Below are 23,268 nucleotides of genomic sequence, written 5' to 3' on the forward strand. Positions count from 1 at the left end.
CTCCGCACGCCTGCCGCAGGCGCCGCTCGGTCACAATGCCGGCCGCTGGCGCCAATGCGCGAACGGGGACAACAGGGTGTGAGCCGCGGTCTGTCGGTCTATCTGGATCTGCTGCGTTTTCTCGCGGCGCTCGCGGTGTTCGTGCTGCACGCGAGCTTCGAACGCTTCTCGGGCGGGCTGCCCTTCCTGTGGCGCTTCGCCATCTTCGGCCACGACGCGGTGATGCTGTTCTTCGTGCTGTCCGGTTTCGTGATCGCCCATGTGGCCACGCGCGAAGCCGCCACCCCGGGCGGCTACGCGGCCGCGCGGCTGGCGCGGCTGTGGTCGGTCTGCGTGCCGGCCCTGCTGCTGACCCTGGTGGTCGACGGGATCGGCCTTCGCCTGGCGCCTCACCTGTACGACTTCTCGTGGTACGGACACGACCACCCGGCCGCACGCACCGTCGCCAGCCTGCTGTTCGCCAACGAGCTCTGGTTCTGGTCCCTGCAACCGTTCTCCAACACGCCGTACTGGTCGGTCGGCTACGAGTTCTGGTACTACGTGCTGTTCGGCACCTGGCTGTTCACGCGCGGGCACGCTCGCTGGCTGGCCTGCGGGCTCGTCGCGCTCGTGATGGGCCCCAAGATCGCACTGCTGCTGCCGGTGTGGCTGGCCGGCGTCTGGGCCTACCGCACGCCGCTCGCGCAGCGCCTGTCGCCGCTCGCGGCCGGCCTGCTGTGCGCGGCCACGCTGGCGGGCTACCTGGCCTACCGCGACTCGGCCCTGCCCCAGGACCTGGCCCGGTTCACGGCGCAATGGCTGGGCAGTAACGCCGCCAAGCCACTGGGCTGGTCGGCGAACTTCCTGGCGGACTACCTGGTGGGGGCGCTGGTCGCGCTGCATTTCGTGGGCGCGCGGCGCCTGCTGCAGGACGACGCGGCCGTGCCACCGGGCCTGGAACGTGCCATCCGCACGCTGGCCGGCCACACCTTCGCGCTGTACCTGTTCCACAACCCGCTGCTGCAGTTCTTCGGCGCACTGGCGCACTGGCTCGGCTGGTGGGAACAGCGCGCGCTGCCCGTCGTGCTGGGGCCGCTGATCGTGGTGTGGCTGCTCGGCGCGCGGACCGAGCGCCTGAAGGGCCCGCTCAAGGCCGCGCTGCTGCGGGCCTTCGCGCGCCGGGCGCGGGCGGGCTGAGGTCCTGTCCTTCAGTGCGCTGCGCTCTCCGCCTCCTGCAGCAGCCGCCACATCACCTTGCCGCTGCCGCTCTTGGGCAGGGCATCGGCGAACTGCACCTGGCGCGGCACCTTGTAGGCCGCCATGTTGTCGCGGCACCAGGCGATGATGTCCTCGGCCGTGGTGTCCCTGTGCGTGGCACGCAGCACCACCACGGCCTTGACCGATTCACCGCGGTAGGCGTCCTGCGTGGCGATGATGCAGGCCTCCTGCACGGCGGGGTGGCGGTACATCAGCAGCTCCACTTCGGCGGGCCAGACCTTAAAGCCGCTCGCATTGATCATGCGCTTCAGGCGGTCGGTCAGGAAGAAGTAGCCGTCCTCGTCCATGCGGCCCATGTCGCCGGTGCGGAAGAAACGCTTGCCCTCGAATTCGATGAAGGCGGCCGCGGTGGCCTCCGGCTGCTTCCAGTAGCCATGGAAGACCTGCGGGCCGTGCACGATGATCTCGCCGGACTCGCCGGCCGGCAGCTCCTGCAGGCTGTCGGGGTCGACCACGCGCGCATCGGTCGAGGGGATCGGAATGCCCAGGCACTGCTGCTTGGGCCGTTCGAAGGGGTTGGTGTGGGTGGGCGCGGCCGTCTCGGTCAGGCCGTAGCCTTCCTGGTAGCGCAGGCCGTACTGTTCCTCCAGGCGCTGGGCGATGGCCTGCGGCATCGCGGCGCCGCCGCCGCCGATCTGCTGCAGGCTCGTGAGGTCGTACTGCGGCAGGTTCGGGCTGGCGAGCAGGTCCACCACCATGGTGGGGATGTTGGTCCAGCTCGTGACCTTCCAGCGCGAGATCAGGTGGCCGGCCACGTCGCGGTCCCAGCGCGGCATCAGCACCAGCGTGGCACCGACGCTGATGGCCGTGTGCATCATGCTCACGATGCCGGTGATGTGGAACATGGGCACCACGGCCAGCACCACCGATTCCGAATTCGCGCAGGACCACAGCGTGCTGGACACCACGTTGTGCATGAGGTTGCTGTGGTGGTGGATGCAGCCCTTGGGCAGGCCTGTCGTGCCGCTGGTGTAGGGCAACAGCGCCATGTCGTTGGCCCCCACCGTGTGCGCGGGCGCGGGCAGGCCCTGCGCCAGCAGCGCGTCCCAGGCGTGCACGGCGCCGCCGGCCAGGGCCGGCAGCGCATGCCGCGTCAGCAGCCAGTCGCGCCAGGCCGGCGCCATGGCCGGGCCGTCGGCCGCCGCGGCGTCGAAGGCGTCGGTGAACTGCGAGACGATGAGGTGCGCCAGGCGCTGCGGCGGCGGCAGTTCGTCGCTGGCCCGGGCCAGCGCGCCAGCCAGGTCGCCGGTGGTGATGGCCACCTTGGCATCGGCATCGACGAGGTAGTGCTTGAGCTCCTCGGCCTTGTTCATGGGGTTGATCGGCACCACCACGGCGTTGGCGCGCAGGATCGCGAAATGCGCCACCACGAGCTGCGGGCAGTTCTGCATGAACAGCGCCACGCGGTCGCCGCGCTGCACACCTTGCGCGGCCAGCGCGCCGGCCAGGACCTCGACCTGCGCGACAAGTGCGGCATAGGTCGTCACGCGGTCGAAGAACACCAGGGCCGGCTTGTCCGGGTAGCGCGCCGCACTGGTCGCCAGGTTGTGCCACAGCGAGGTCGCCGGCACGGTCAGTGCACGCGGCACGCGCGAGGGCCAGAACTTGTGGTGGGGGCGGTCGGCAGTCAGGGACATGGGCAAGAGCCAGCAGTGGTCGAAACCGGCGAGCGTAGGCCAGAAAACCGAGGGCGCGCTCCGGGATGCCCCTTAGGGCCTGTCGGGCCCGGGACAGCGCACCCCCTCCTACACTGCGGGCCCATGGCTCCACCCTCACCCACCGCGCTGGTGCTTACCGGTGGCGGCGCCCGGGCCGCCTACCAGGTCGGCGTGCTGCAGGCCCTGGCGCAGCTGCGGCAGGGCAGCGCACAGGCCGCCGCGGGCAATCCCTTCCCCATCATCGTCGGCACCTCGGCCGGCGCCATCAACGCCGCGGCGCTGGCCTGCGGCACCGACGACTTCGACGCGGCCGTGGCCGCCATCGCCGAGGTCTGGGCGCATTTCAGGACTGAACAGGTCTACCGCGCCGATGCGCTGGATCTGCTGGACACGCCGGGCCGCGCGCGCATGCTCTGGGGCGTGGCCCGGCTGCTGGCGCGCTGGCGCCAGGCCCAACCGCACAGCCTGCTCGACAACCGGCCGCTGGCCGAACTGCTGCAGCGCCTGGTGCCGCTGGACCGGCTGCCCGCGCTGCTGCAGGCCGGCCATCTGCAGGCGCTGGCCGTCACCGCGTCGAGCTACAGCGCCGGCGACCATTGCACCTTCTACCAATCGGCGGTGCCCATGGAGCCCTGGATGCGCTCGCAGCGCCGCGCCGTGCCCGGGCCGATCGCGCACGCCCACCTGCTGGCCTCCTCGGCCATCCCCTTCGTGTTCCCGGCGACCGCGATCGGCACCGAAGAGGCGGCGGAGTACTTCGGCGACGGCTCGATGCGCCAGGCCGCGCCGCTTTCGCCCGCGATCCACCTGGGCGCCGCGCGCATCCTGGCCGTCGGCGCGGGCCGGCTGCAGGAACCGCGCGGCAGCAGCCCCACGCTGCACACCGGCCGGCCCACGGCGGCGCAGATCGCCGGCCACGCGCTGTCGAGCATCTTCCTGGACGCGCTGGGCGTGGACGTGGAACGGCTGCAGCGCATCAACCAGACGCTGGCCCTGGTGCCGCCCGACGCGCGCGAGCGCACGGCGCTGCGGCCCGTGGAACTGCTCTTGATCGCGCCCTCGCAGCGGCTGGACGCCATCGCCGCGCGCCATGCGCAGGCGCTGCCGGGCGTGGTGCGCCGGCTGTTCGCGGCCGGCGGCCCGCCTGTGCGCGCGGCCACGCAGTCTGCGGCGTTTGCGAGCTACCTGCTGTTCGACGCCGGCTTCACGGGCGAGCTCATGGCGCTGGGCCGCGCCGACACGCTGGCGCAAGCCGCGCAGGTGCGCGCATTCCTGGGCTGGGACTGACTCAGTAGCCCGCCGCCAGGCCGGTGTTGCGGCGCGGATCGTTGGCGCCGAAGTAGCGCTTGCCGGGCACGGGCTTGGCGTCCAGCGCGGGCGCGCCGACCAGGATCACGGCCAGGTGGTTGGCCGGCTGGGGCCCTGCGAACTGGTGGCCCCAGCCTTCCAGGATACGGCGCGTGTCGGGCGAGAGCATGCGCGCTTCCACGTTGGTGGGCGCGGGCAGCCACTGCTGGTGGAAGCGCGGCGCGTCCACCGCCTCCTGCACCGTCATGCCGTAGTCCAGCACGTTGAGGATGGTGTGCAGCACGGCCGTGATGATGCGGCTGCCGCCCGGCGTGCCGACCACCATGAGCGGCTGGCCGTCCTTGCCCGTCACGATGGTCGGGCTCATCGACGACAGCGGCCGCTTGCCGGGCGCGATCGCATTGGCCTCGCCCTGCACCAGGCCGTACAGGTTGGGCACGCCGACCTTGACCGTGAAGTCGTCCATCTCGTTGTTGAGCAACACGCCGGTGCCGGCGGCCGTGACCTTGGCGCCGAACCAGTCGTTCAGCGTGTAGGTGACCGAGACCGCGTTGCCCCACTTGTCGGTGATCGAGTAGTGCGTGGTGTTGCTGCCCTCGTGCGGCGCCACGCCGGGCTTGAGCGCACGGCTGTCGGCCGCCTTGTCGGGCGCGATGCTGGCGCGGATGCGCGCCGCATAGTCCTTGGACAGCAGCCGCTCGAGCGGGTTCTTGACGAAGTCCGGATCGCCCAGGTAGCTGTTGCGGTCCACGTAGGCATGGCGCATGGCCTCGATCTGGTAGTGCACGCCCTGGGCCGCGCCCCAGCCCAGGTCCTTGAGCGGGTAGCCTTCCAGGATGTTGAGGATCTCGCAGATCACCACGCCGCCCGAGCTCGGCGGCGGCGCCGAGACGATGCCGTAGCCGCGGTAGCTGCACTCCACGGGCTTGAGCTCGCGCGTCCTGTACTGGTCCAGGTCGGCCTGCGTGATGATGCCCTTGCCCGCCTGGCTGGAAGCCACGATGGCCGCGCCCACCGGGCCCTTGTAGAAGCCGTCCGTGCCGCGCTCGCTGATGGCCTGCAGCGTGGCGGCCAGGTCGCGCTGCACCAGCCGCTGCCCGGCCTGGAAGGGCTCGCCGCGGTTCAGGAAGATCTCGGCCGTGGGCGCATCGCGCCGGAAGTCCGTGGTGGCCGTGGCCAGCAGGTCGATGTCGCCCTGCTCCAGCACGAAGCCTTCGCGCGCGAGCTTGATGGACGGTGCGATCAGCGTGGCGCGCTGCTGCGTGCCGTACTTCTCGCGCGCGTACTCCAGGCCCGAGACCGAGCCGGGCACGCCCACGGCCAGGTGGCCCAGCGTGCTCGCGCCTTTGATCACGTTGCCGTCCTTGTCCAGGTACATGTTGGCCGTGGCGGCCAGCGGCGCCTTCTCGCGGAAGTCGAGGAAGGTGCTGCGGCCGTCGGCCAGCCGGATGGTCATGAAGCCACCGCCGCCCAGGTTGCCGGCGGCCGGATAGACCACGGCCAGCGCATAGCCCACGGCCACGGCGGCATCGATGGCGTTGCCACCGTCCTTGAGCACGTCCACGCCCACGCGCGTGGCCAGGTGCTGGGCCGAGACGACCATGCCGTTCTCGGCCGCGACCGGCGTGGGCGAGGCGGCCAGCGCGGCACTGGTGCAGACGGCCGCGCAGCCAGCGGCGCAGACGCTAAGGGAAAGGGTCCAACGCATCGAAAGTCTCCTGTTGTTTGCATACGGTGCGGGACCGTGATTCTGCTGCGCTTTCGCGTGTGCAAGGGCGCGCTCGACAGGAGTTACATCTGATGGACCTCAGGCCTCGGGCGTGATCCCCAACTCGGTACAGAGCCGCGCCACGGTGGCCTTGAGCGCGGCCACCTCGCCTTCGAGCCGCTGCACCTGCGCACGCAGGGCCGGCACCTCGCCGGCCGGATCGGCTGCCGCCGGCGACTCCAAGGCGGCGGCCGCCTCGGGCGCGTCGCCCGACAGCAGATGCATCCAGCGGTTCTCGCGCGCGCCCGGCAACCGGGCCAGCCGCGCCACGAGGGCACCGGCCGGCCGCTCGGCCAGTTCCTCGAGGAAGGCCTCGACCGAGGAGATGTCGGCGAAGTTGTGCATGCGGTCGCTCGCGATGCGCAGTTCGCCGGCCGTCTGCGGCCCGCGCAACAACAGCACCGCGAGCAAGGCCTGGGACTGCGAGGGGATGCGCAGCACGCCATCGGCGTTGTGGGCGTAGCGCATCGCGCGGCCGCCGCTGGTCTCGTTGACGAGGGCCATGCCGCGCAGCGTGGCCAGCGCGTCCTGCACCTGGGCCTCGGTCAGCTCCATGACCGGGTGGCGGCTGGTCTTCTGGTTGCAGCCGGCCACCAGGCTGTTCAGCGTGAGCGGGTAGGTGTCGGGCACGGTGCGCTGCTTTTCGATCAGCACGCCCAGCACGCGCGCCTCGGCCAGCGAGAGGATGGGCACGCTCATGCGGAGGCCTTGATCCTGGCGATGAGTGCCTGCGTGAACTGTGCCGTGCCGGCCTGGCCGCCCAGGTCGCCGGTGCGCACCTGGTCGACGTTGAGGGTCGCGTCGATGGCCTCGCGCAGCCTGCGTGCCAGGTCGGGCAACTGCACATGCTCCAGCATCAGCGCCGCCGCCAGCATGATGGCCACCGGGTTCGCGATGCCCTTGCCCGCGATGTCGGGCGCCGAGCCGTGCACGGCCTCGAAGATCGCCGCGTCCTTGCCGATGTTGGCGCCGGGCGCCATGCCCAGGCCGCCGACCAGGCCGGCCACCAGGTCCGACAGGATGTCGCCGAACAGGTTGGTCGTGACCAGCATGTCGAACTGCCAGGGGTTCAGCACCAGCTTCATCGCGCAGGCGTCGACGATCACGGTTTCCAGCTGGAACTTGCCCTGGTAGCGCTCTGCATAGAGCCGCTCGCCGGTCTCCAGGAAGATGCCGGTCAGCGCCTTCATGATGTTGGCCTTGTGCACCAGCGTGACCTTCTTGCGGCCGGTGGCCACCGCTGTGTCGAACGCATATTCGAGGATGCGCCGGCTGCCGGCCCGCGTGTTGATGCCCGTGGCCATGGCCACGGCGTGCGGGTCGTCGTCGATCTGCACGTAGTGCTCGTGGCCGATGTACAGGCCTTCGAGGTTCTCGCGCACCACCAGCAGGTCGATCTTGTCGAAGCGCCCTCCGGGGATGAGCGTGCGCGCCGGGCGCAGGTTGGCATAGAGCTGGAACTCCTCGCGCAGCCGCACGTTGGACGAGCGGTAGCCGCCGCCCGAGGGCGTCTCCAGCGGCCCCTTGAGCGCCAGCCGCGTGCGGCGGATGCTGTCCAGCGTGGCCTGGGGCAGCGGGTCGCCTGCGGCCTGCACACCGCCCAGGCCGGCGATCTGGCGGTCCCAGGCAAAGGGTGCGCCCAGCGCGTCGAGCGCGGCGACGGTGGCCTCGACGATCTCGGGGCCGATGCCGTCGCCGGGGATCAGGGTGGCGGGGATGGTTGTGCTCATGGTGGCGCTCCTGTGGCGTCGTGGAACTTGCGCGGCAGCATACCCGGCGCTGGTGCCGCTGCCGCAAGTCCGCAACCGACGCGGGGCCGTCCACGTACACTGCCGCGCCGGCCCCCGCCTCCCCACCCCCGCATGAACGAATCCGATCCGGCCCTGCCGTTTTCCGCCCTGGGCCTCGTGCCCGCGCTGGCGCAGGCCGCGGCCACCCAGGGCTACGCCCAGCCCACGCCCGTGCAGGCGGCCGCCATTCCGCTGCTGTTGCAGGGCCGTGACCTGCGCGCCAGCGCACCCACCGGCTCGGGCAAGACCGCCGCCTTCGTGCTGCCGCTGCTGCAGGCCTGGATGCAGACACCGCGCCAGCAGCCGCGCCGCCTGCACACGCTGGTGCTGGTGCCCACGCGCGAACTAGCCACCCAGGTGGCCGAACAGGTGCAGGCCCTGGCGGCCGGGCTGCCCGAACCACCGCGCCTGGTGCGCGCCATCGGCGGTGTCTCCATCAACCCGCAGATGCTGGCGCTGCGCGGCGGCGCCGACATCGTGGTCGCCACGCCGGGCCGCGCGCTCGACTTGGTCACGCGCCACGCGCTGCGCCCGGACGGCCTGCGCGCGCTGGTGCTGGACGAGGCCGACCGGCTGCTCGACCTGGGCTTCGCCGACGAGCTGCAGCTGCTGCTGCGCCGCCTGCCCGCCGCGCGCCAGACGCTGCTGTTTTCCGCCACCTTCCCGCCGGCCGTGCAAGCGCTGGCCGACGGGCTGCTGCGCGCGCCGGCCCAGGTGGAAGCACCGGCGCAGCTGGCCGCCCTGCCCGACATCGCCCAGCGTGCCATCGTGGTCGACACCGGCCGGCGCACGCAGCTGCTGCGCCACCTGATCGCTGCGCACGGCTGGCCGCAGGTGCTGGTCTTCGTCGCCACCAAGCTGGCCTGCGAGACCGTGGCCGCCAAGCTGCGCAAAGCGGGCCTGGCGGCCGAGCCGCTGCACGGCCAGCTGAGCCAGGGCAAGCGCAGCCAGGTGCTGGCCGACTTCAAGGCCGCGCGCGTGCAGGTGATGGTGGCGACCGACCTGGCCGCGCGCGGCATCGACATCGCGCAGCTGCCGGCCGTCGTCAACTTCGATTTGGCGCGCTCGCCCACAGAACACGTGCATCGGATCGGCCGCACCGGCCGCGCCGGTGCCAGCGGCGTGGCGCTGAGCTTCGTGCCGGCCGCGGCCGAGGCGCATTTCCGGCTGATCGAGAAGCGCCAGGGCCTGGCCGTGCCGCGCGAGCAGGTGCCGGGCTTCGAGGCCACGGAAGCGGCACCGCCCGTGGTCTCCGATCCGCAGGGCGGCATCAAGGGCCGCCGGCCCAGCAAGAAGGACAAGCTGCGCGCGGCCGCTGCTGCCGCCGCGGCCAAGCCATGAACCTGCAGTTCCTGCTGTTCGAGCACAGCGAGGGCGGCGACGGCACCGGCCTGTTCGAAGCCATGGCCGCGGTGCGGCCCGCGCAGGCCGCTGCCGTGCAAGCCGAGATCGCCGCCGTGCTGGATTGGGCCCAGGCGCAGTTCGGCCCAGCGGCGCCCGTGGAAGACGGCGGCGACTGGCACGCCGAACTGCAAAGGAGCGAGGAACCCGATGGCAGCGGCGCACCGCGCCAGGTGTTCAGCCTGTCGCTGGCCGGATCGGCGGCGTTCTCCGCCGCCTTCGAGCAACATTTCGCGGATGCACTGGCCTGAAGATCGCCGCCGCACCATGGCATCCGACCACGCCCCTGCCGAACAGCGGCTGACCGAACTGCCCGACTGCTTCTTCGCCAACGACCCGCGGGGCCGAACCCCATCCGACAACACGCCGCGGCCTTGCGAGGCCACGGCATCCAGGACACCCATGGCCGAACAGACCATCACCACCGCCACCTACAAGCTCTACCCCTCGCCGCGCAACCGCGAGCGCACGCTGTTCGCGCATGAGGTCTTCGTGCCCTATCCCTACGCGCTGGTGGACCCGCCCAGCTACGACCCGCAGGGCCGCTGGACCCTGTTCGCCGCGCACCGGTTGACCGATGGCAAGAACGGCCAGCTCGTGACCTTCGAGCTGCAGGCCGACGCCGCGCGCTTCGAGGCGCGCTTCACGCCCGACTGATGCTCACTGCGCGGCGGCCTGCCCCATGGCGGCCGTGTTGACCTCGCGGATCTGCTGCTGCAGCTTGCGGAAGGCGGCCGATTCGCGCAGCAGCTTGCCGGCCTGGCTGCGCAGCCTGTCCACCGCCTCGTCGGGCAGCATGAAGCTGGTCGGCAGTTCCATGAAGTAGCGCCGCTCGGCCGGGTCGGCGATGGCGTCGAAGCTCACGTCGATGGCATCGAAGGTGATGCGCGGCACCTGCGCCTCGGCCTGCGCCTGCGTCATGCCCTCCAGGCGCTTTTGCGCGATCTGGTAGTCGCGCCGGTTGGCCCAGCGCTGGGCGATGTCCTTGAGCAGCTCCACCGACTCGTAGGAGAAATGGTCGATCGGCACGCTGGACGATTGCAGCAGCTGCGCCACGAAGCCGGGCGGCGTGGGGCTGCGGTCCCAGTCGGTGCTGGGCGCCGAGCGCGAGTTCACGGCGATCACCACCACATGGCGCAACTGGTCAAAGTCCAGCTCCTTCTGGAAGTTCGGGCTGGCTTCCATCTGCTCGAAGGCCTCGATCATGCCGCGCAGGCCCAGGTTGTCGGAGACGCCGCCGTCCACCGTGTGGATGTAGGGCCGGGCCTGGCTGTCCTGTAGCTCGCGGATGTCGCGGTACCTCAGCAGCGCGCGGCCGGCCGGCCGGGCCGTGTTGTCGGCCCGCGCCACGTCCTGCACCCAGGCCGGCAACGGCGCATTGCAGTTGCCGCCGTAGTTGCGCCAGGTCACGGGCGAGAGCACCACCGGCACGGCCGAGGAGGTGGCGGCCGCACGCGCCAGCCGCACCCCGCCCAGGTCCGAGCACATCAGGTCGAAGTTGTCCTGCGAGAACTCGAAGCGCGCGCCCGTCGACAGGTCCGTGCCCGTGACCAGTGCCACGGGCGTGGCCAGGCGCTGCAGGTCGGCGAAGGTCGCGCCCTGGAACAGGATCTCGTCGTAGTAGTCGGCCGCCAGCTCCGAACGCCCGTAGGTGGCGCTGCCCAGTGCGCCCCAGTGGCGCGGGCTCAGCGCGCGCGAGATGAGCTCGCCCTGCACATCCCGCTTGAGGAAGCGTGGCTCGAACTCGGTGAACAGGCGCTCGCCGTACAGCGCATAGGCCAGCGCCGTGAAGCTGCCGCCCGAGACGCCGGCGATCAGGTCCACCTCGTCGAGGAAGCGGTGGGTCTGCCCCTCGACCACGATGGGCGTGCGGCGCAGTTCCTCCAGCACGCCATAGGAGAACGCCGCAGCCCGCGTGCCACCGCCCGAGAAGGCGAGCAGCACCAGCGCACGCGGGTTGTTCCCCGGCAATCTCCGCTTGAGCAAGGGCATCACGCTGTAGCCCTGGCTGGCCTGCGGCTGCGTCACGGGCGCGTTCACGGGCGCCATGGCCGTGCACGCGGCCAGCGCCAAGCTGCCGGCCGCCAGGCCCACCCGGCCCGCGAACCGTCCCAATCTGTCGAATCCCAGCATCTCCACCCCTCTTCTGCATACAAATCTTCCACACGGAAGACATGTCCGCAGAATACAGGACGGCGCGGCTACAGGCCGCCGGCCACCTTCAGCACGCTGCCCGTGACATAGGACGCCTTGTCCGACAGCAGCCAGACGATGGCCTCGGCGATTTCGGGCGCCTCGCCCGGGCGGCGCATGGGGATGCGCGCGGCCACGCGCTGTGGCCGGCCCGGTTCGCCGGCCGTGGCATGGATCTCGGTCAGCGTGGTGCCGGGCGACACCGCGTTCACGCGGATGCCCTCTTCGGCCAGTTCCTTGGCCAGGCCCACGGTGAAGGCCTCGACCGCGGCCTTGGACGCGGCATAGTGCACGTACTCGCCCGGCGCGCCCAGCGTGGCGGCGATCGACGAGACATTCACCACCACGCCGCCCTGCCCGGCCGCGCACCAGCGCCGCACCGCCTGCTGGGTCAGCAGCATGGTGCCCAGCACGTTCACGTCCAGCACCTGCTGCAGGGTCGCGCGCGTGGCCTGCGCGAAGCCGCCCAGCGGCCCGGTGATGCCGGCGTTGTTGACCAGCCCGCGCAGCGGCGGCAGGGCCGGCGGCAGCCGGTCCAGCAAAGACTCGGCCACGTCCGGGTCGCCCACGTCGGCCTGCAGGCAATCGGCCTGCCCACCCGCGGCGCGGATCTGCGCGACCAGCGCCTCCGCCGCCGCCGGCTGCGTGGCGTAGGTGATGCACACGGCATGTCCGGACGCCGCGGCCAGCCTGGCCGTCGCTGCGCCGATGCCGCGGCTGCCGCCGGTGATGAGCACGGTGCCGGTCTCGTTCATGGAAATGCTCTCCTCTGCAAGGAATGGGAGGGGCCGCAGCGCCCGCTCCGTGGTGGCGACTCTAACCGCCGCCCCACCGCCCAGGCATGCGCAAGCCGCATGGCTGCGGGCCTGCCTTTGCATGCCGCGCGCAGGCGCGGCGCCGCACACTGCAAGCGCACCCGGGAGAACGCCATGCACCAGGAACTGACATTGGACCAAGCCTGCCGCCGCCTGCACCTGCCTGCAGGCGCGGTCCTGCACTGCCACGCGGGCCAACTGTGGCTGACGCGCGAAATCCCGGCGGACGGTGGCCCCAGCCCCGACATCGTGCTGCAGCCCGGCCAGCACCACCGGGTCGAGCGGGCCGGCCCGCACTTCCTCACGCATCTGCGCGGCAGCGGCCGGGCCGTGCGCTGCAGCCTGGAGTTGCCCGTGCCCGGCCCCGCAGGCCGCAACGTCTTCAGCTGGGGCTGAGCGCCGCCGTGCCGGCGGCCTCGGCGCGGACCCACTCGGCCACGCGCTGCACATCGGCGCGCGGCGCCGGCTCGGCCTGCAGCAGCCAGAACGCGTACGGGCTGGGCCGCGGGGCTTGTCCGGCCAACAGCGCGAGCTGACCGCCCGCCAGCAGCGGCTGCAGCAGTTCCAGCCGGCCCAGCGCCACGCCCTGCCCGGCCAGCGCGGCATGGATCACCTGGTCGTACTGGTTCAGCCGCAGCATGGCCGGGCGGGCCCGCCCGCGCGCCGCGCCCCTGGCCAGCGTCCAGCCGCGCCATTGCAGCCAGGGCCGCGGATCGTCCAGCTCCAGCAAAGCCATGCGCGCCAGCGCGCCAGGGTCGCGCGCCGCCTCTTCCACGAGACGCGGGTGCGCCACGGGGGCCAGCGTCTCGCCGAACAGCCGCACGGCGTCGGCCGGCGCATCGGCCGCGCTGCAGTAGCGCAGCGCCAAGTCGATGCCGTCGGCACGCAGGTCGCTGAGCTGGTTGCTGGCCGACAGCCGCACGTCCAGCCGCGGGTGCAGCTGCTGCAGCGCCGCCAGCCGCGGCAGCAGCCACAGGCCGACCACGCCCACGCTGGCCGTGACGGTGACGGGCCGGCGTTCCTCGCTGCGGCGCAGCTCGCCCATCACGTCCTGCAACTGCTGCAGGGCCCCGTCGGCGCTGCGGAACAGGCGCTCGCCCTCGGGCGTGAAGGCCACGCCGCGGTGCTGGCGCAGGAACAGCCTGCAGCCCAGCTGTTCCTCGAGCTGGTTGACCTGCCGGCTCACGGCCGACTGCGTGAGACACAGGTCGTCGGCAGCCTGCGTGATGCTCAGGCGCCGGCCGACCGCGACGAAGCCCTTGAGCAGATCCAGGGACGACAGGCGCACGAGAGGCATGGACATGGCCCATTGTGCGGCCGCGCCGTCCTGCGGTGCCATGCGCATGGTGCATGGCTGGCGCGCCAAATCATCAATTGTGCGGGTGCCGCCCGGCGCGTCCAATCGTTGCCATGCGATCTTCCTCCCCTCCTTCCTCCGATCCGCGGCCCTGGTGGACCCAGGCCTGGGTGCTGGTCCTGGCCGGCGGCCTGGTCATGGGCCTGGCCCTGGGCGTGCGCCACGTGCAAGGCCTGTTCATGCTGCCCATGACGCAGGACCGCGGCTGGACCCGCGAGACCTTCGCGCTGGCCCTGGCCGTGCAGAACCTGGTCTGGGGCCTGGCCCAGCCCTTCACGGGCATGCTGGCCGACCGCTTCGGCGCCACGCGCGTGGTGGCCGCCGGGCTGGTGCTCTATGCGCTGGGCTTGGCCGGCATGGCCTGGGCGCCGACCGCCACCGCGCTGGTGCTGACCAGCGGCGTGTGCATCGGCATCGCGCTGTCGGGCACGGCCTTCGGCGTCGTCTACGCGGCGCTGAGCCGGCTCGTGCCGCCCGCGCGGCGCGGCTGGGCGCTGGGCTTGGCCGGCGCGGTCGGCGGCCTGGGGCAGTTCGCGCTGGTGCCCGGAACCCAGGGCCTGATCGCGGGCTGGGGCTGGTCGGCCGCGCTGGCCGTGCTGTCGGTCGCCGCCGCGCTGCTGCTGCCGCTGGCCTGGCCGCTCGACGACCGCAGGGCCGCAGCCACCGCCACGCAAGGCGAAGCCCTGCCGCTGGGCCGCGCCGTGCGCGAGGCCTTCGCCCAGCCCGGCTTCTGGCTGCTCAACCTGGGTTTTCTCGCCTGCGGCTTCCAGCTGGCCTTCATCGCCGGCCATCTGCCGGCCTACCTGCTGGACCGCGGCCTGCGCGCCAGCGACGGTGTGGCGGCGCTGGCCATCATCGCGCTGACCAACGTGGCCGGCACCTATGCCGCCGGGCTGCTCGGTGCGCGCTGGAGCAGGAAACGCCTGCTGGCCGGCGTCTACCTCGCGCGCAGTGCGGCCATGGCGCTGTTCGTTCAGGCGCCGCTGTCCAGCGCCAGCCTGTACGCCTTCGCCGCCGCCATGGGCCTGCTCTGGCTGGGCACGCTGCCGCTGACCAATGGCATCGTGGCCCAGGTGTTCGGCGTGCGCTACCTGGGCACCCTCTTCGGCTTCGTGTTCCTGGGCCACCAGATCGGCGGCTTCCTGGGCGTGTGGCTGGGCGGCCTGGTGTTCGAGGCCACGCGCTCGTACGGGCCGGTCTGGCTCATCGCCATGGGCCTGGGCGTGCTGGCCGCCGCGCTGCACTGGCCCATCGACGAGCGGCCGCTGCTGCGGCCGGCCGCCGCGTGAAGGGGCCGGTCCTGTGGGCGCTGGCCCTGGCTGGCTGTTGCGCGGCACTGGCACCGGCCTGGCGCGATCCGACGCTGGCCCAGGCCTGGCTCACGCTCGCCACCTTGTGCGGCGGCTGATCACAGCTCCGCCGCGGCCCAGGCCGCCTGGATGTCGGCCGCCAGCCGCAGCAGCAGGCCGACATGGTTCTCGTCGCCCTCCTGGGCGGACGCGGCCGGCACCGGAAAGCTCACATTGAGCGCGTACAGGTCGCCACCGGGCGTGCGCAGCGGCGCCGCCACCGAGACCATGCCGGCCTGCCACTGCGCCCGGCAAAACCCCTGCGCGCGCACGCTGGCCAGCGCCGCGTCCACAGCGCGCTGCTGCGCCGGCCAGCCGGCGCCATGGGCCAGGCGCAAGCGCGCCAGCAGCGCCCGGCGCTCGGGCGCGGCCATGCCGGCCAGGAAGGCGCAGCCCAGTGCCGTGCTCGAGATCGGGATGCGCGAACCCGGCACGATGCGCCGGAACATGCCCAGCCGGCTCAGCCGCACCGAATCGAGGTAGACCATCTCCAGCTGGTCGGCCATGGCCAGGCCGACGTTGACGCGCCGCCCCTCGGCGAGCGAGCGCATCAGCGGCAACGCCAGTTCCAGCGCGCGCTCGGAGGCACGGTAGACCAGGGCCAGCGTGAGGCACACGGCGCCCAGCCGGTAGCCCTGCTGCTGGTGGTCGTAGGCCAGGAAGCCTGCGTCCACCAGCGAGCGCGTGAGCCGGCTCACGGTCGGGCGCGGCAGGCCGCTGCGTTCGGCCAGTTCGGCATTGCCGAGCGTGCGCCCGCCGAGCCGGAAGGCGCGCAGCAAAGCCAGCCCACGCTCCAGCGAGTGGCTGCCCGGCGTGCTGCGCACGAAGCTGCGCGAAGCCCGCGTGCGGCTGCGCGTGGAAGGTTCGGAGCCCATGGGCACGATTTCTGCAATTTCAGACAACGAAATTGTCGCCTTGTTCGTGGCGGCCCGCGCCCCAATACTGCGCCCGACCCCGACGACCACGGAGACAAGGGATGGATTTCAAGGAACTGCACTACAGCGTTGCCGAACGCGTCGCGCTGCTGTGCCTGCAGCGGCCCGAGCGCATGAACGCCTGGACGCCGACGCTGGAGACCGAGTTGCGCCAGGCGCTGGCCCTGGCGGAGCAGGACGACGCCGTGCGCTGCATCGTGCTGACCGGCGCGGGCCGTGCCTTCTGCGCCGGCATGGACATGGAGGTGCTGCGCGCCAGCGGCGACGGCGAGCGCAGCGGCCCGCTGGCCGAAGGCCGGCGCTACGCCTTCATGGACCGCATCGACAAACCGCTGGTGGCCGCGATCAACGGCGCGGCCGCCGGCGTGGGCCTGTGCCTGGCGCTGTACTGCGACCTGCGCTTCGTGGCCGCGGGCGCCAAGCTCGCGGCGCCCTATGCGCGGCGCGGCCTGGCGGCCGAACACGGCAGTGCCTGGCTGCTGCCACGGCTCATCGGCCCCATGCATGCGGCGGACCTGCTGCTGAGCGGCCGCACGCTGCTGGCCGAGGAGGCCGAGCGCATGGGCCTGGCCCGCATGCTGCCGGCCGAAGGCTTCCTCGAGGCCGTGCTGGAGCGCGCGCGGGACCTGGCCAACGCCACCTCGCCGCGCTCGGTGCGCACCATGAAGCGCCAGCTGCGCGCGGCCCGCACACAGACGCTGCTGGAGGCCACCGACCTGGCCGACCGCGAGATCGCCGCCTGCCGCGGCACCGAGGACTTCCGCGAGGGCGTGCAGCACTTCATCGAGAAGCGCGCGCCCCGCTTCACCGGACGATGAACATGGCACCCTTCGCTGCAGCACAACCCCTGAAGGGCATCCGCGTGGTCGAGATCGCGCAGAACATCGCCGGCCCCTACGCCGGCGAGATCCTGTCGGCCCTGGGCGCCGACGTGGTCAAGGTCGAGCGTCCCGGCACGGGCGACGACGCGCGCGGCTGGGGCCCGCCGTTCTGGCGCGGCACGGCCACCACCTTCCAGGCCATGAACCATGGCAAGAAGAGCATCACGCTGGACCTCAAGGACCCGGCCGACCTGCAATGGCTGCACGGCTTCGTCGCCGAGGCCGACGTGTTCGTGCAGAACATGCGGCCCGGTGCACTGGCCGAGCTGCAGCTGGGCCCCGAGCTCCTGTGCGCGGCCAACCCACGGCTGGTGTACTGCGCGCTGACGGCCTTCGGCCACAAGGGCCCCAAGCACCTGGCGCCGGGCTACGAGCCCATGGTGCAGGCCTATGCGGGCCTGTTCAGCGTCAACGGCACCGAGGACGGCCCGCCGGCGCGCGTGGGCATGCAGGTGCTGGACCTGGGCAGCGGGATCTGGGCCGCGCTGGGCTGCATCGCGGCCCTGCTCCAGCGCACGGCCACGGGCCGGGGCTGCGTGGTCGACACCTCGCTGTTCGAGACCGCGCTGGGCTGGCTGCAGGTGTCCATGGCGGGCTTCCAGGCCACCGGCCAGCAACCGGCGCGCCACCGCAGCGGCAATCCCAATGTGGTGGTGTTCCAGGCCCTGCCCACGGCCGACGGCGAGGTGGTGGTCGCGGCTGCCAACGACCGGCTGTTCGCCAAGCTCGCGCGCCTGGTCGGCCACGCCGAATGGGCGGCCGACCCGCGCTACGCCAGCAACGCGCTGCGGGTGCAGCACAAGGCCGAGCTGCTGCCGCAGCTGCAGGCGCTGTTCCGCCAGCGCAGCACCGGCGACTGGATCGCCGCCTTGGAGGATGCCGGCATCCCCTGCGGGCCGATCCAGGACTTCGCCCAGGTCATGGCCGAGCCGCAGACCGAGGCCATCGGCATCTTCCAGAACATCCCCGACGTCGACCTGCGCGTGGTCGGCCTGCCGTTGTCCTTCGACGGCCAGCGCCCGCCCGTGCGCGGCCGCGCGCCCGAACTGGGCGAGCACAACCGCGACATCCGGGGCTGAACCCACCCAACGACAAGGAGACAAGCATGGACAGAAGACAGTGGCTCCAGGGCCTGGCGGCGCTGCCGCTGGCCGCGGCCCTTCCCGCACAGGCGCAGGACAAGCCGATCCAGATCATCGTTCCCTTCGGCCCCGGCGGCTCGGGCGACATCTCCGCGCGCATGCTGTCGGAGTTCCTCACCCGGAAGACCGGCCGCGCCGTGGTCGTGGACAACAAGCCCGGCGGCAACGGCATCATCGGCGTGGAGGCCGCCCGCACCGCGCCGGCCGACGGCTCGGTGCTGCTGCTGGCCACCACCTCCACGCACCTGGCCAACCCGGCGCTATTCCACAAGCTGCCCTACGACCCCGGCAAGGACTTCCGCCTGGTCGGCTCCTTCGGCCCGGGCTCGACCTATCTGCTGGTGCGGCCGGACGCACCCTATAAGACGCTGCAGGACTTCGTGCGCGCGGCCAAGGCCGCGCCCGGCCAACTCAACTACGGCCACTTCAACGCCACCTCCAAGGTCACGGCCGCGCTGTTCGCGCACGAGGCCGGCATCGCGCTCACGGCGATCCCCTACAAGCAGGTCGGCCAGGCCATGTCCGAGCTCATGGCGGGCCAGATCCAGGTGGTGTTCACCGACACCGTGCAGGGCGACTCCTTCGTCGCCTCGGGCCAGCTGCGCGCGCTGGCCGTGCACAGCGATGCGCGGCTCAAGCGCTACCCCGAGTTGCCGCGCATCGCCGAGAGCATCCCCAACTTCACGATCCGCGGCGGTTTCCTGGGCATCGCCGTGCCGGCGGCCACGCCGCTGGCCGTGCAGCAGCAGCTCAACGGCTGGATCAACGAGGCCGTGACCACCGACCCGATCAAGTCGCGGCTGGAGGGTTTCGCGTTCACACCGGCCAGCGTGAGCCTGGAGCAGCTCGCGGCCTTCGAGCGCGAGGAGCGCGCCAAGTGGAAGCAGTACGTGGACATCGCGAAGATCGAAGTGCAATGACGGACATCGCCCAACTGCCATCCGGCCACGACCATGTGGCCCTGCTGGAGATCCGCCGCCCGCCGCACAACCACGCCAGCCTGGAGATGCTGCGCGCGCTGGCCGACCGGCTGGAAGCGTTCGACGCGGACCCCGCCGTGCGCTGCACAGTGTTGGCGGCCGCGGGACGCGTGTTCTGCGCCGGCGCGGACTTCAGCGGCGGCGCGCAGGACCCGGCCGCGTTTTACGTGCAGGCCATGCGCCTGTTCCGCACCCACAAGCCCATGGTGGCCGCGGTACAGGGAGCGGCCATCGGCGCGGGGCTGGGCCTGGCCGTGGCCGCCGACTTCCGCGTGGGCTGCGCGCCTGCGCGCTTCTCGGCCAACTTCAACCGGCTCGGCTTCCATCCGGGTTTCGGCCTCAGCGCCACCTTGCCGCGCCTGCTCGGCCCGCAACAGGCCGCCCTGCTGCTGTACACGGGCCGGCGCATCGGCGGCGAGGAGGCGCTGCGCATCGGCCTCATCGATACGCTCGTCGCCGAAGACCAGGTCCGCGCCGCCGCACTCGCGCTGGCGGCGGAGATCGCCGCATCGGCGCCGCTCGCGGTGACCAGCACGCGCGCCACCTTGCGCCGCGGCCTGGCGGCCGCTGTCGAAGAGATCAACCGGCACGAACGCGAAATGCAGCAGATCCACTACGCGACGGCCGACTTCCGCGAAGGCGTGCGCGCGATGGCGGAGCGGCGGCTGCCGCGCTTCGAAGGCCGCTGAAAGCGCTCAGAGGGTGTTTCCGAAATGAATAGGCCCACGCCGGGGTGCCCTGCGGCCATGGGCAAGGCGCGACACCCAGGCCGTACTGATGCCCGGCCAAGTGGCGCAACGCAGCCCATGGCCGCAGGGCGCCCCGGCCCGAGGGGTGTGGCCCCAGGGCACCCCCACTCGGCGTTGCAAGGCTTGTGCGGGCAGACAGCCCGCACGGCGCCTTGCGCCTCGTTGGCCGCGCCCTGGGGCCACACGTGGGCCTATTGATTTCGGAAACACCCTCTCAGACGCCGCGCGCGGCCAGTGCCAGCAGGTCCTCGGCCGCCAGCGGCTTGGCGAACAGGTAGCCCTGGTACATGCGGCAGCCGGCCGCCAGCAGCACGGCGCGCTGCTCGGCAGTCTCCACACCTTCGGCCACGACGGCCAGGCCCAGACTGGCCCCCAGCGCGATCACGGTGCGCACGATGGCCGCGTCGTTCGGGTCGGCCAGCAGGTCGCGCACGAAGGACTGGTCGATCTTGAGCTGGTCCAGCGGCAGCCGCTTGAGGTAGGAGAGCGAGGAGTAGCCGGTGCCGAAATCGTCCAGCGAGAAGCGCACGCCCAGCGCCTTGAGCGCGCCCATCTTGTTGACGATGGCGTCCAGGTCGCGCGCGACCACGCTCTCGGTCAGCTCCAGCTTGAGCCGGGCCGGATCGGCGTCGCTGCTGTGCAGCGCATCCAGCACCTGGCCCACGAAGTCCGGATGGTGGAACTGGCGCGCGCTGACGTTCACGGCCATCACCGCCTGGCCCAGCGGCGTGCCGGGCCGCCAGCTGGCCAGTTCGCGGCAGGCCGTGCGCAGCACCCACTCGCCCAGCGCGTAGATGCTGCCGCTGTCCTCGGCCAGCGCGATGAAGACCGCCGGCGACACCGGCCCGCGCTCGGGGTGGATCCAGCGGCACAGCGCCTCGGCGCCCACCAGCGCGCCGTCGGCATCGATCTGCGGCTGGTACAGCAGCGTGAGCTCGTTGCGCGGCACGGCCTGGCGCAACGCGGCCTCCAGCTGGGCGCGCTCGGCCACGCGGCTGCGCAGGCCTTCGTCGAACAGGCGGAAGGTGCTGCGCCCGTCGTGCTTGGCCAGCTCCATGGCCGAATCGGCCCGCGCCAGCAGTTCCTCCAGCGTCAGCGCCTCGCGGCCGAACACCGCGATGCCCATGCTGGCCGAGCAGTACAGCTCGCGCCCCCCGATCTGGGACGGCACGGCCAGCATGCGCAGCACGCTGCGGCAGCGGTCCTGCGCCAAGCGCTGGGCTTCTTCCTCGTCCTGGCCCAGCGCGTCCAGCAGCACGATGAACTCGTCGGCATGCAGGCGTGCCACCAGGTGCTCGGGTGCCACCGCGTCGCGCAGGCGCTGCGCCACCTCGCGCAGCACGGCATCGCCGCTGCGGTGGCCCCAGTTGTCGTTGATGGCCTTGAAGCGGTCCAGGTCCAGCAGGATGGCTGCGCCCACCATGCCGCGGGCCTGGGCAGCCCCGAGCAGCTGCGTGGCTTCCTTCACGAACAGGCTGCGGTTCGGCAGGCCGGTCAGCGGGTCGTAGTAAGCCAGGCGATGCAATTGCTCCTGCGAGGTGCGGCGCGAACTGATGTCCTGCAGCGTGAAGAAGCGCTCGGCCTCGTGCTCGCCCGCGCCGGGCGTGCTCAGCAGCAGCCAGCGCGGCGCGGCATCGTCGGGCCCGGCCAGGCGGAACTCGTATTCGAGCGCCTGCGGTGCGGCCTCGCCCAGGCACAGCGCCTCGACGCGCTGGCGCTGGCGCGCGTCGACGCAGGCGAGGAAGCGGTCGAAGTCCAGCCGCTCGGTCGGCGGCAGGCCCAGCAGCCGCGCGCAGGCCAGCGACAGATGGCAGATGCGGGCCGCGCGCTCGACGCGGAAGTGCCCCAGCGCCGCAACGCGCTGCGCCTCCAGCAGCACGCGCTCGCTCTCCTGCAAGGCCTGCAGCGTGCGCATGCGCGCGGTGATGTCGCGCGAGAGCACGATGAAGCGTGCCTGCGCCGGATCAGGGTGTTCGCTCTTGCAGGCCACCGACAGTTCGAACCAGCGCGCCTCGCCCTTGATCTGCACTTCCAGCCGCAGGCCGGCGCTGCGCCCATGCATGCGCGCCAGAGCCAGCGCCTGCAGCACGGTGGCGGCCGCAGCGGGCGGCAACACCTCCTGCGCGGTGCGGCCGATGATCTGCGCGGGCGGCGCGATCAGGCCGTCCAGGCGGCGCGCGCGCAAGGCCAGGTAGCGTCCCTCGCCGTCCATCTCGACCAGCAGGTCGGGGATGGCGTTGAGCGTGCCGGCGATCTCGGCCGAGAGTGCGCGCGCCTCGCCGCTCATCTGCAGCGCGAGCCGCTGCGCACGGTTGCGCGCATGCAGCAGCAGGAACACGATGACCCCGCCCGACAGGCTCAACAGCAGGCCGGTCAGCGCCAGCCCGTGGTGCGCGCCGGCGCGGTGCTGCGCGACGAAGGCCGGCGTCGGCGCGAGCACATAGGTCCAGTTGCGGCCGCCGAAGCTGGCCACACGGCGCACGGCATCGCCCGTGGACGCGGCGCCGTCGAACAGGGCCGGCTTGCCGTCCAGCAGTCCGAACAGGTGGCTGGCCTCGCTGGGCTCTTCGCCATCGAACACCTGCAGGCGCAGGCCGGGCATGAGCTCGGCGGCGACCGGCGCCAGCAGTTCGCGCAGACGGAACGGCCCGTCGGCCCAGCCCACGGGCGCCACGTCCGGCCGACCCTGGCCAGGCGCAGGGACCTGCGGCAGGTAGACCGGCAGGTACATCACGAAGCCCGGTTCAGGCGGGCCACCGGCGTCCTGGGCCAACTGCAGCTTGCCCGTCAACGCCAGCGCGCCCGAGGCCATGGACTGCTCGATCGCGGCACGGGCCGTGGGCACGGTCAGCACGTCCAGGCCCAGCGCGCCCCGGTTGCCGGGCGTGGGCGGCTCCATGAACAGGATGGGCGCATACGCCGGGCGCTGCCCTGGCGGGCGCAGCACCAGGCCGGAGGCATCGAAGGCGGCTGCCACGGCGTGGCGGGGGCCGCCGGCACCGTCCAGGTGGGCGACGAATCCCACGCCCTGCAGGCCTGGTGCCGTGCGCTGCAGCGCCAGCGAGGCCGCGAAGGCCTGGAACTCGGCGGCATCGACGCCATCCGAACCCTCGAAGAAACCCTTGACGCCACGCAGCACGAGTTCGAACGCGCGCAGCTGGGTCTGTACATTGGCCACGGCGCGGTCGGCCTCGTGGGACACCAACGCATGCAGCGCCAGCTCCGCATCGCTCTGCCGGTCCTGCAGGTACAGCCAGGGGACGAGCGCCAGCACCGCGCTGGTGAGCCCCGCGGCGAGCGCGGGCCGCAGCCACGAGACAGTGGTGGCCACCGCGGCTGGCGGCGCGGTCCGGCGTTCGGGCGCGGATGGGCTGGGTGTGGTCATGCTGCCTGCGCCCGAGCCCCTTTCCACGAAAACGGGTGGCTTCGGCTACCGAGCTATCTGCATCATAAGTGATCGAATCGCGGAAAACATACGTGCAAACCACGCGCAGTTTGGTGGCAACAACAGTCCAGTGCCGCTCTCTGAATCGGCAGTCCCACTTGCGCATGTTCGGCCTGTCGCTGCAAGCCAATCCTGGAGCAGGTCCGGCGGCCGTGGACCATGGCAGAGCCGCTGATGTGCAAATCTGCTTTCCGATCGAGCTGCCCGGTGCCGGGCCGGACCTGCCGGCCCGCGCGCGCG

General features: G+C 72.0%; 21 protein-coding genes. 12 read left to right on the plus strand and 9 right to left on the minus strand.

Annotated features, from left to right (window positions below):
- Positions 1-78 precede the first annotated feature (78 nt).
- Positions 79-1,176, plus strand: a complete 1,098-nt coding sequence (locus IE209_RS03240) for an acyltransferase family protein (protein ID WP_189685594.1) — start codon at positions 79-81, stop codon at positions 1,174-1,176.
- Positions 1,177-1,187: 11 nt separating this feature from the next.
- Here the strand turns inward: IE209_RS03240 and IE209_RS03245 are convergent, their stop codons facing one another.
- Positions 1,188-2,894 (minus strand): long-chain fatty acid--CoA ligase, encoded by a 1,707-nt coding sequence (locus IE209_RS03245; RefSeq protein WP_189685595.1) that lies wholly within the window; start codon positions 2,892-2,894, stop codon positions 1,188-1,190.
- 123 nt (positions 2,895-3,017) lie between these two features.
- On the opposite strand from IE209_RS03245, the gene IE209_RS03250 reads away from it, so the two are divergent.
- A complete protein-coding gene (locus IE209_RS03250) occupies positions 3,018-4,202 on the plus strand; it encodes a patatin-like phospholipase family protein (protein ID WP_189685596.1) in 1,185 nt (394 codons plus the stop codon).
- A 1-nt stretch (position 4,203) separates the two neighbouring features.
- On the opposite strand, the gene ggt is transcribed toward IE209_RS03250, so the two are convergent.
- From ggt to IE209_RS03265, 3 genes are all read right to left on the minus strand, one after another.
- Positions 4,204-5,931 (minus strand): gamma-glutamyltransferase, encoded by a 1,728-nt coding sequence (ggt, locus tag IE209_RS03255; RefSeq protein ID WP_189685597.1) that lies wholly within the window; start codon positions 5,929-5,931, stop codon positions 4,204-4,206.
- 99 nt (positions 5,932-6,030) lie between these two features.
- Positions 6,031-6,690, minus strand: a complete 660-nt coding sequence (locus tag IE209_RS03260; RefSeq protein ID WP_189685598.1) for a YceH family protein — start codon at positions 6,688-6,690, stop codon at positions 6,031-6,033.
- Positions 6,687-7,721, minus strand: coding sequence for an isocitrate/isopropylmalate dehydrogenase family protein (locus IE209_RS03265; RefSeq protein ID WP_189685599.1), 1,035 nt, complete (start codon positions 7,719-7,721; stop codon positions 6,687-6,689). Before IE209_RS03265 ends, IE209_RS03260 begins: the two co-directional genes overlap by 4 nt.
- 153 nt (positions 7,722-7,874) lie before the next feature.
- Between IE209_RS03265 and IE209_RS03270 the strand changes: the two genes are divergently transcribed.
- The 3 genes from IE209_RS03270 (at position 7,875) to IE209_RS03280 (ending at position 9,839) form a co-directional block, all read left to right on the plus strand.
- Positions 7,875-9,122, plus strand: a complete 1,248-nt coding sequence (locus IE209_RS03270) for a DEAD/DEAH box helicase (protein WP_189685905.1) — start codon at positions 7,875-7,877, stop codon at positions 9,120-9,122.
- Complete coding sequence (locus IE209_RS03275) at positions 9,119-9,433, plus strand: hypothetical protein (RefSeq protein WP_189685600.1); 315 nt, start codon at positions 9,119-9,121, stop codon at positions 9,431-9,433. The genes IE209_RS03270 and IE209_RS03275 overlap by 4 nt, the downstream gene beginning before the upstream one ends.
- A gap of 151 nt (positions 9,434-9,584) precedes the next feature.
- Positions 9,585-9,839 (plus strand): hypothetical protein, encoded by a 255-nt coding sequence (locus IE209_RS03280; RefSeq protein ID WP_189685906.1) that lies wholly within the window; start codon positions 9,585-9,587, stop codon positions 9,837-9,839.
- Between the two features lie 3 nt (positions 9,840-9,842).
- On the opposite strand, the gene IE209_RS03285 is transcribed toward IE209_RS03280, so the two are convergent.
- Positions 9,843-11,315, minus strand: coding sequence for a patatin-like phospholipase family protein (locus tag IE209_RS03285; RefSeq protein WP_189685601.1), 1,473 nt, complete (start codon positions 11,313-11,315; stop codon positions 9,843-9,845).
- A 68-nt stretch (positions 11,316-11,383) separates the two neighbouring features.
- On the minus strand, positions 11,384-12,130 hold the full coding sequence (locus IE209_RS03290) for an SDR family oxidoreductase (protein ID WP_189685602.1): 747 nt from the start codon (positions 12,128-12,130) through the stop codon (positions 11,384-11,386).
- Between the two features lie 174 nt (positions 12,131-12,304).
- Here IE209_RS03290 and IE209_RS03295 point away from each other — a divergent pair, with 174 nt between their 5' ends.
- Positions 12,305-12,586: a DUF2917 domain-containing protein gene (locus tag IE209_RS03295; RefSeq protein ID WP_189685603.1), complete on the plus strand. Its 282-nt coding sequence runs from the start codon at positions 12,305-12,307 to the stop codon at positions 12,584-12,586.
- Here the strand turns inward: IE209_RS03295 and IE209_RS03300 are convergent.
- Positions 12,573-13,493 carry a LysR substrate-binding domain-containing protein gene (locus IE209_RS03300; RefSeq protein WP_189685604.1) on the minus strand — a complete coding sequence of 307 codons (921 nt, stop codon included), beginning with the start codon at positions 13,491-13,493 and terminating at the stop codon, positions 12,573-12,575. The genes IE209_RS03295 and IE209_RS03300 overlap by 14 nt on opposite strands.
- Before the next feature lie 107 nt (positions 13,494-13,600).
- Here IE209_RS03300 and IE209_RS03305 point away from each other — a divergent pair, with 107 nt between their 5' ends.
- Both IE209_RS03305 and IE209_RS34155 read left to right on the plus strand, forming a co-directional pair.
- Positions 13,601-14,836, plus strand: a complete 1,236-nt coding sequence (locus tag IE209_RS03305; protein ID WP_189685605.1) for an MFS transporter — start codon at positions 13,601-13,603, stop codon at positions 14,834-14,836.
- A complete protein-coding gene (locus tag IE209_RS34155) occupies positions 14,833-14,955 on the plus strand; it encodes a hypothetical protein (RefSeq protein ID WP_268245946.1) in 123 nt (40 codons plus the stop codon). The genes IE209_RS03305 and IE209_RS34155 overlap by 4 nt, the downstream gene beginning before the upstream one ends.
- Here IE209_RS34155 and IE209_RS03310 read toward each other — a convergent pair whose 3' ends face one another.
- Positions 14,956-15,771 carry an IclR family transcriptional regulator gene (locus IE209_RS03310; protein ID WP_189685606.1) on the minus strand — a complete coding sequence of 272 codons (816 nt, stop codon included), beginning with the start codon at positions 15,769-15,771 and terminating at the stop codon, positions 14,956-14,958.
- Positions 15,772-15,872: 101 nt separating this feature from the next.
- Between IE209_RS03310 and IE209_RS03315 the strand changes: the two genes are divergently transcribed.
- Genes IE209_RS03315 through IE209_RS03330 form a run of 4 tightly spaced genes read left to right on the plus strand, consistent with a single transcriptional unit; the run spans position 15,873 to position 19,523 of the window.
- A complete protein-coding gene (locus tag IE209_RS03315; protein WP_189685607.1) occupies positions 15,873-16,649 on the plus strand; it encodes an enoyl-CoA hydratase-related protein in 777 nt (258 codons plus the stop codon).
- Positions 16,650-16,651: 2 nt separating this feature from the next.
- Positions 16,652-17,791 carry a CaiB/BaiF CoA transferase family protein gene (locus IE209_RS03320; RefSeq protein WP_189685608.1) on the plus strand — a complete coding sequence of 380 codons (1,140 nt, stop codon included), beginning with the start codon at positions 16,652-16,654 and terminating at the stop codon, positions 17,789-17,791.
- A gap of 26 nt (positions 17,792-17,817) precedes the next feature.
- Positions 17,818-18,774: a Bug family tripartite tricarboxylate transporter substrate binding protein gene (locus IE209_RS03325; RefSeq protein ID WP_189685609.1), complete on the plus strand. Its 957-nt coding sequence runs from the start codon at positions 17,818-17,820 to the stop codon at positions 18,772-18,774.
- Positions 18,771-19,523 (plus strand): enoyl-CoA hydratase/isomerase family protein, encoded by a 753-nt coding sequence (locus tag IE209_RS03330; RefSeq protein WP_189685610.1) that lies wholly within the window; start codon positions 18,771-18,773, stop codon positions 19,521-19,523. Before IE209_RS03325 ends, IE209_RS03330 begins: the two co-directional genes overlap by 4 nt.
- A gap of 274 nt (positions 19,524-19,797) precedes the next feature.
- On the opposite strand, the gene IE209_RS03335 is transcribed toward IE209_RS03330, so the two are convergent.
- Positions 19,798-22,968: a bifunctional diguanylate cyclase/phosphodiesterase gene (locus IE209_RS03335; RefSeq protein ID WP_189685611.1), complete on the minus strand. Its 3,171-nt coding sequence runs from the start codon at positions 22,966-22,968 to the stop codon at positions 19,798-19,800.
- Positions 22,969-23,268 lie beyond the last annotated feature (300 nt).

The sequence above is a fragment of the Pseudorhodoferax aquiterrae genome, assembly GCF_014652235.1.
GTDB classification, from domain to species: Bacteria; Pseudomonadota; Gammaproteobacteria; order Burkholderiales; family Burkholderiaceae_C; genus Pseudorhodoferax; species Pseudorhodoferax aquiterrae.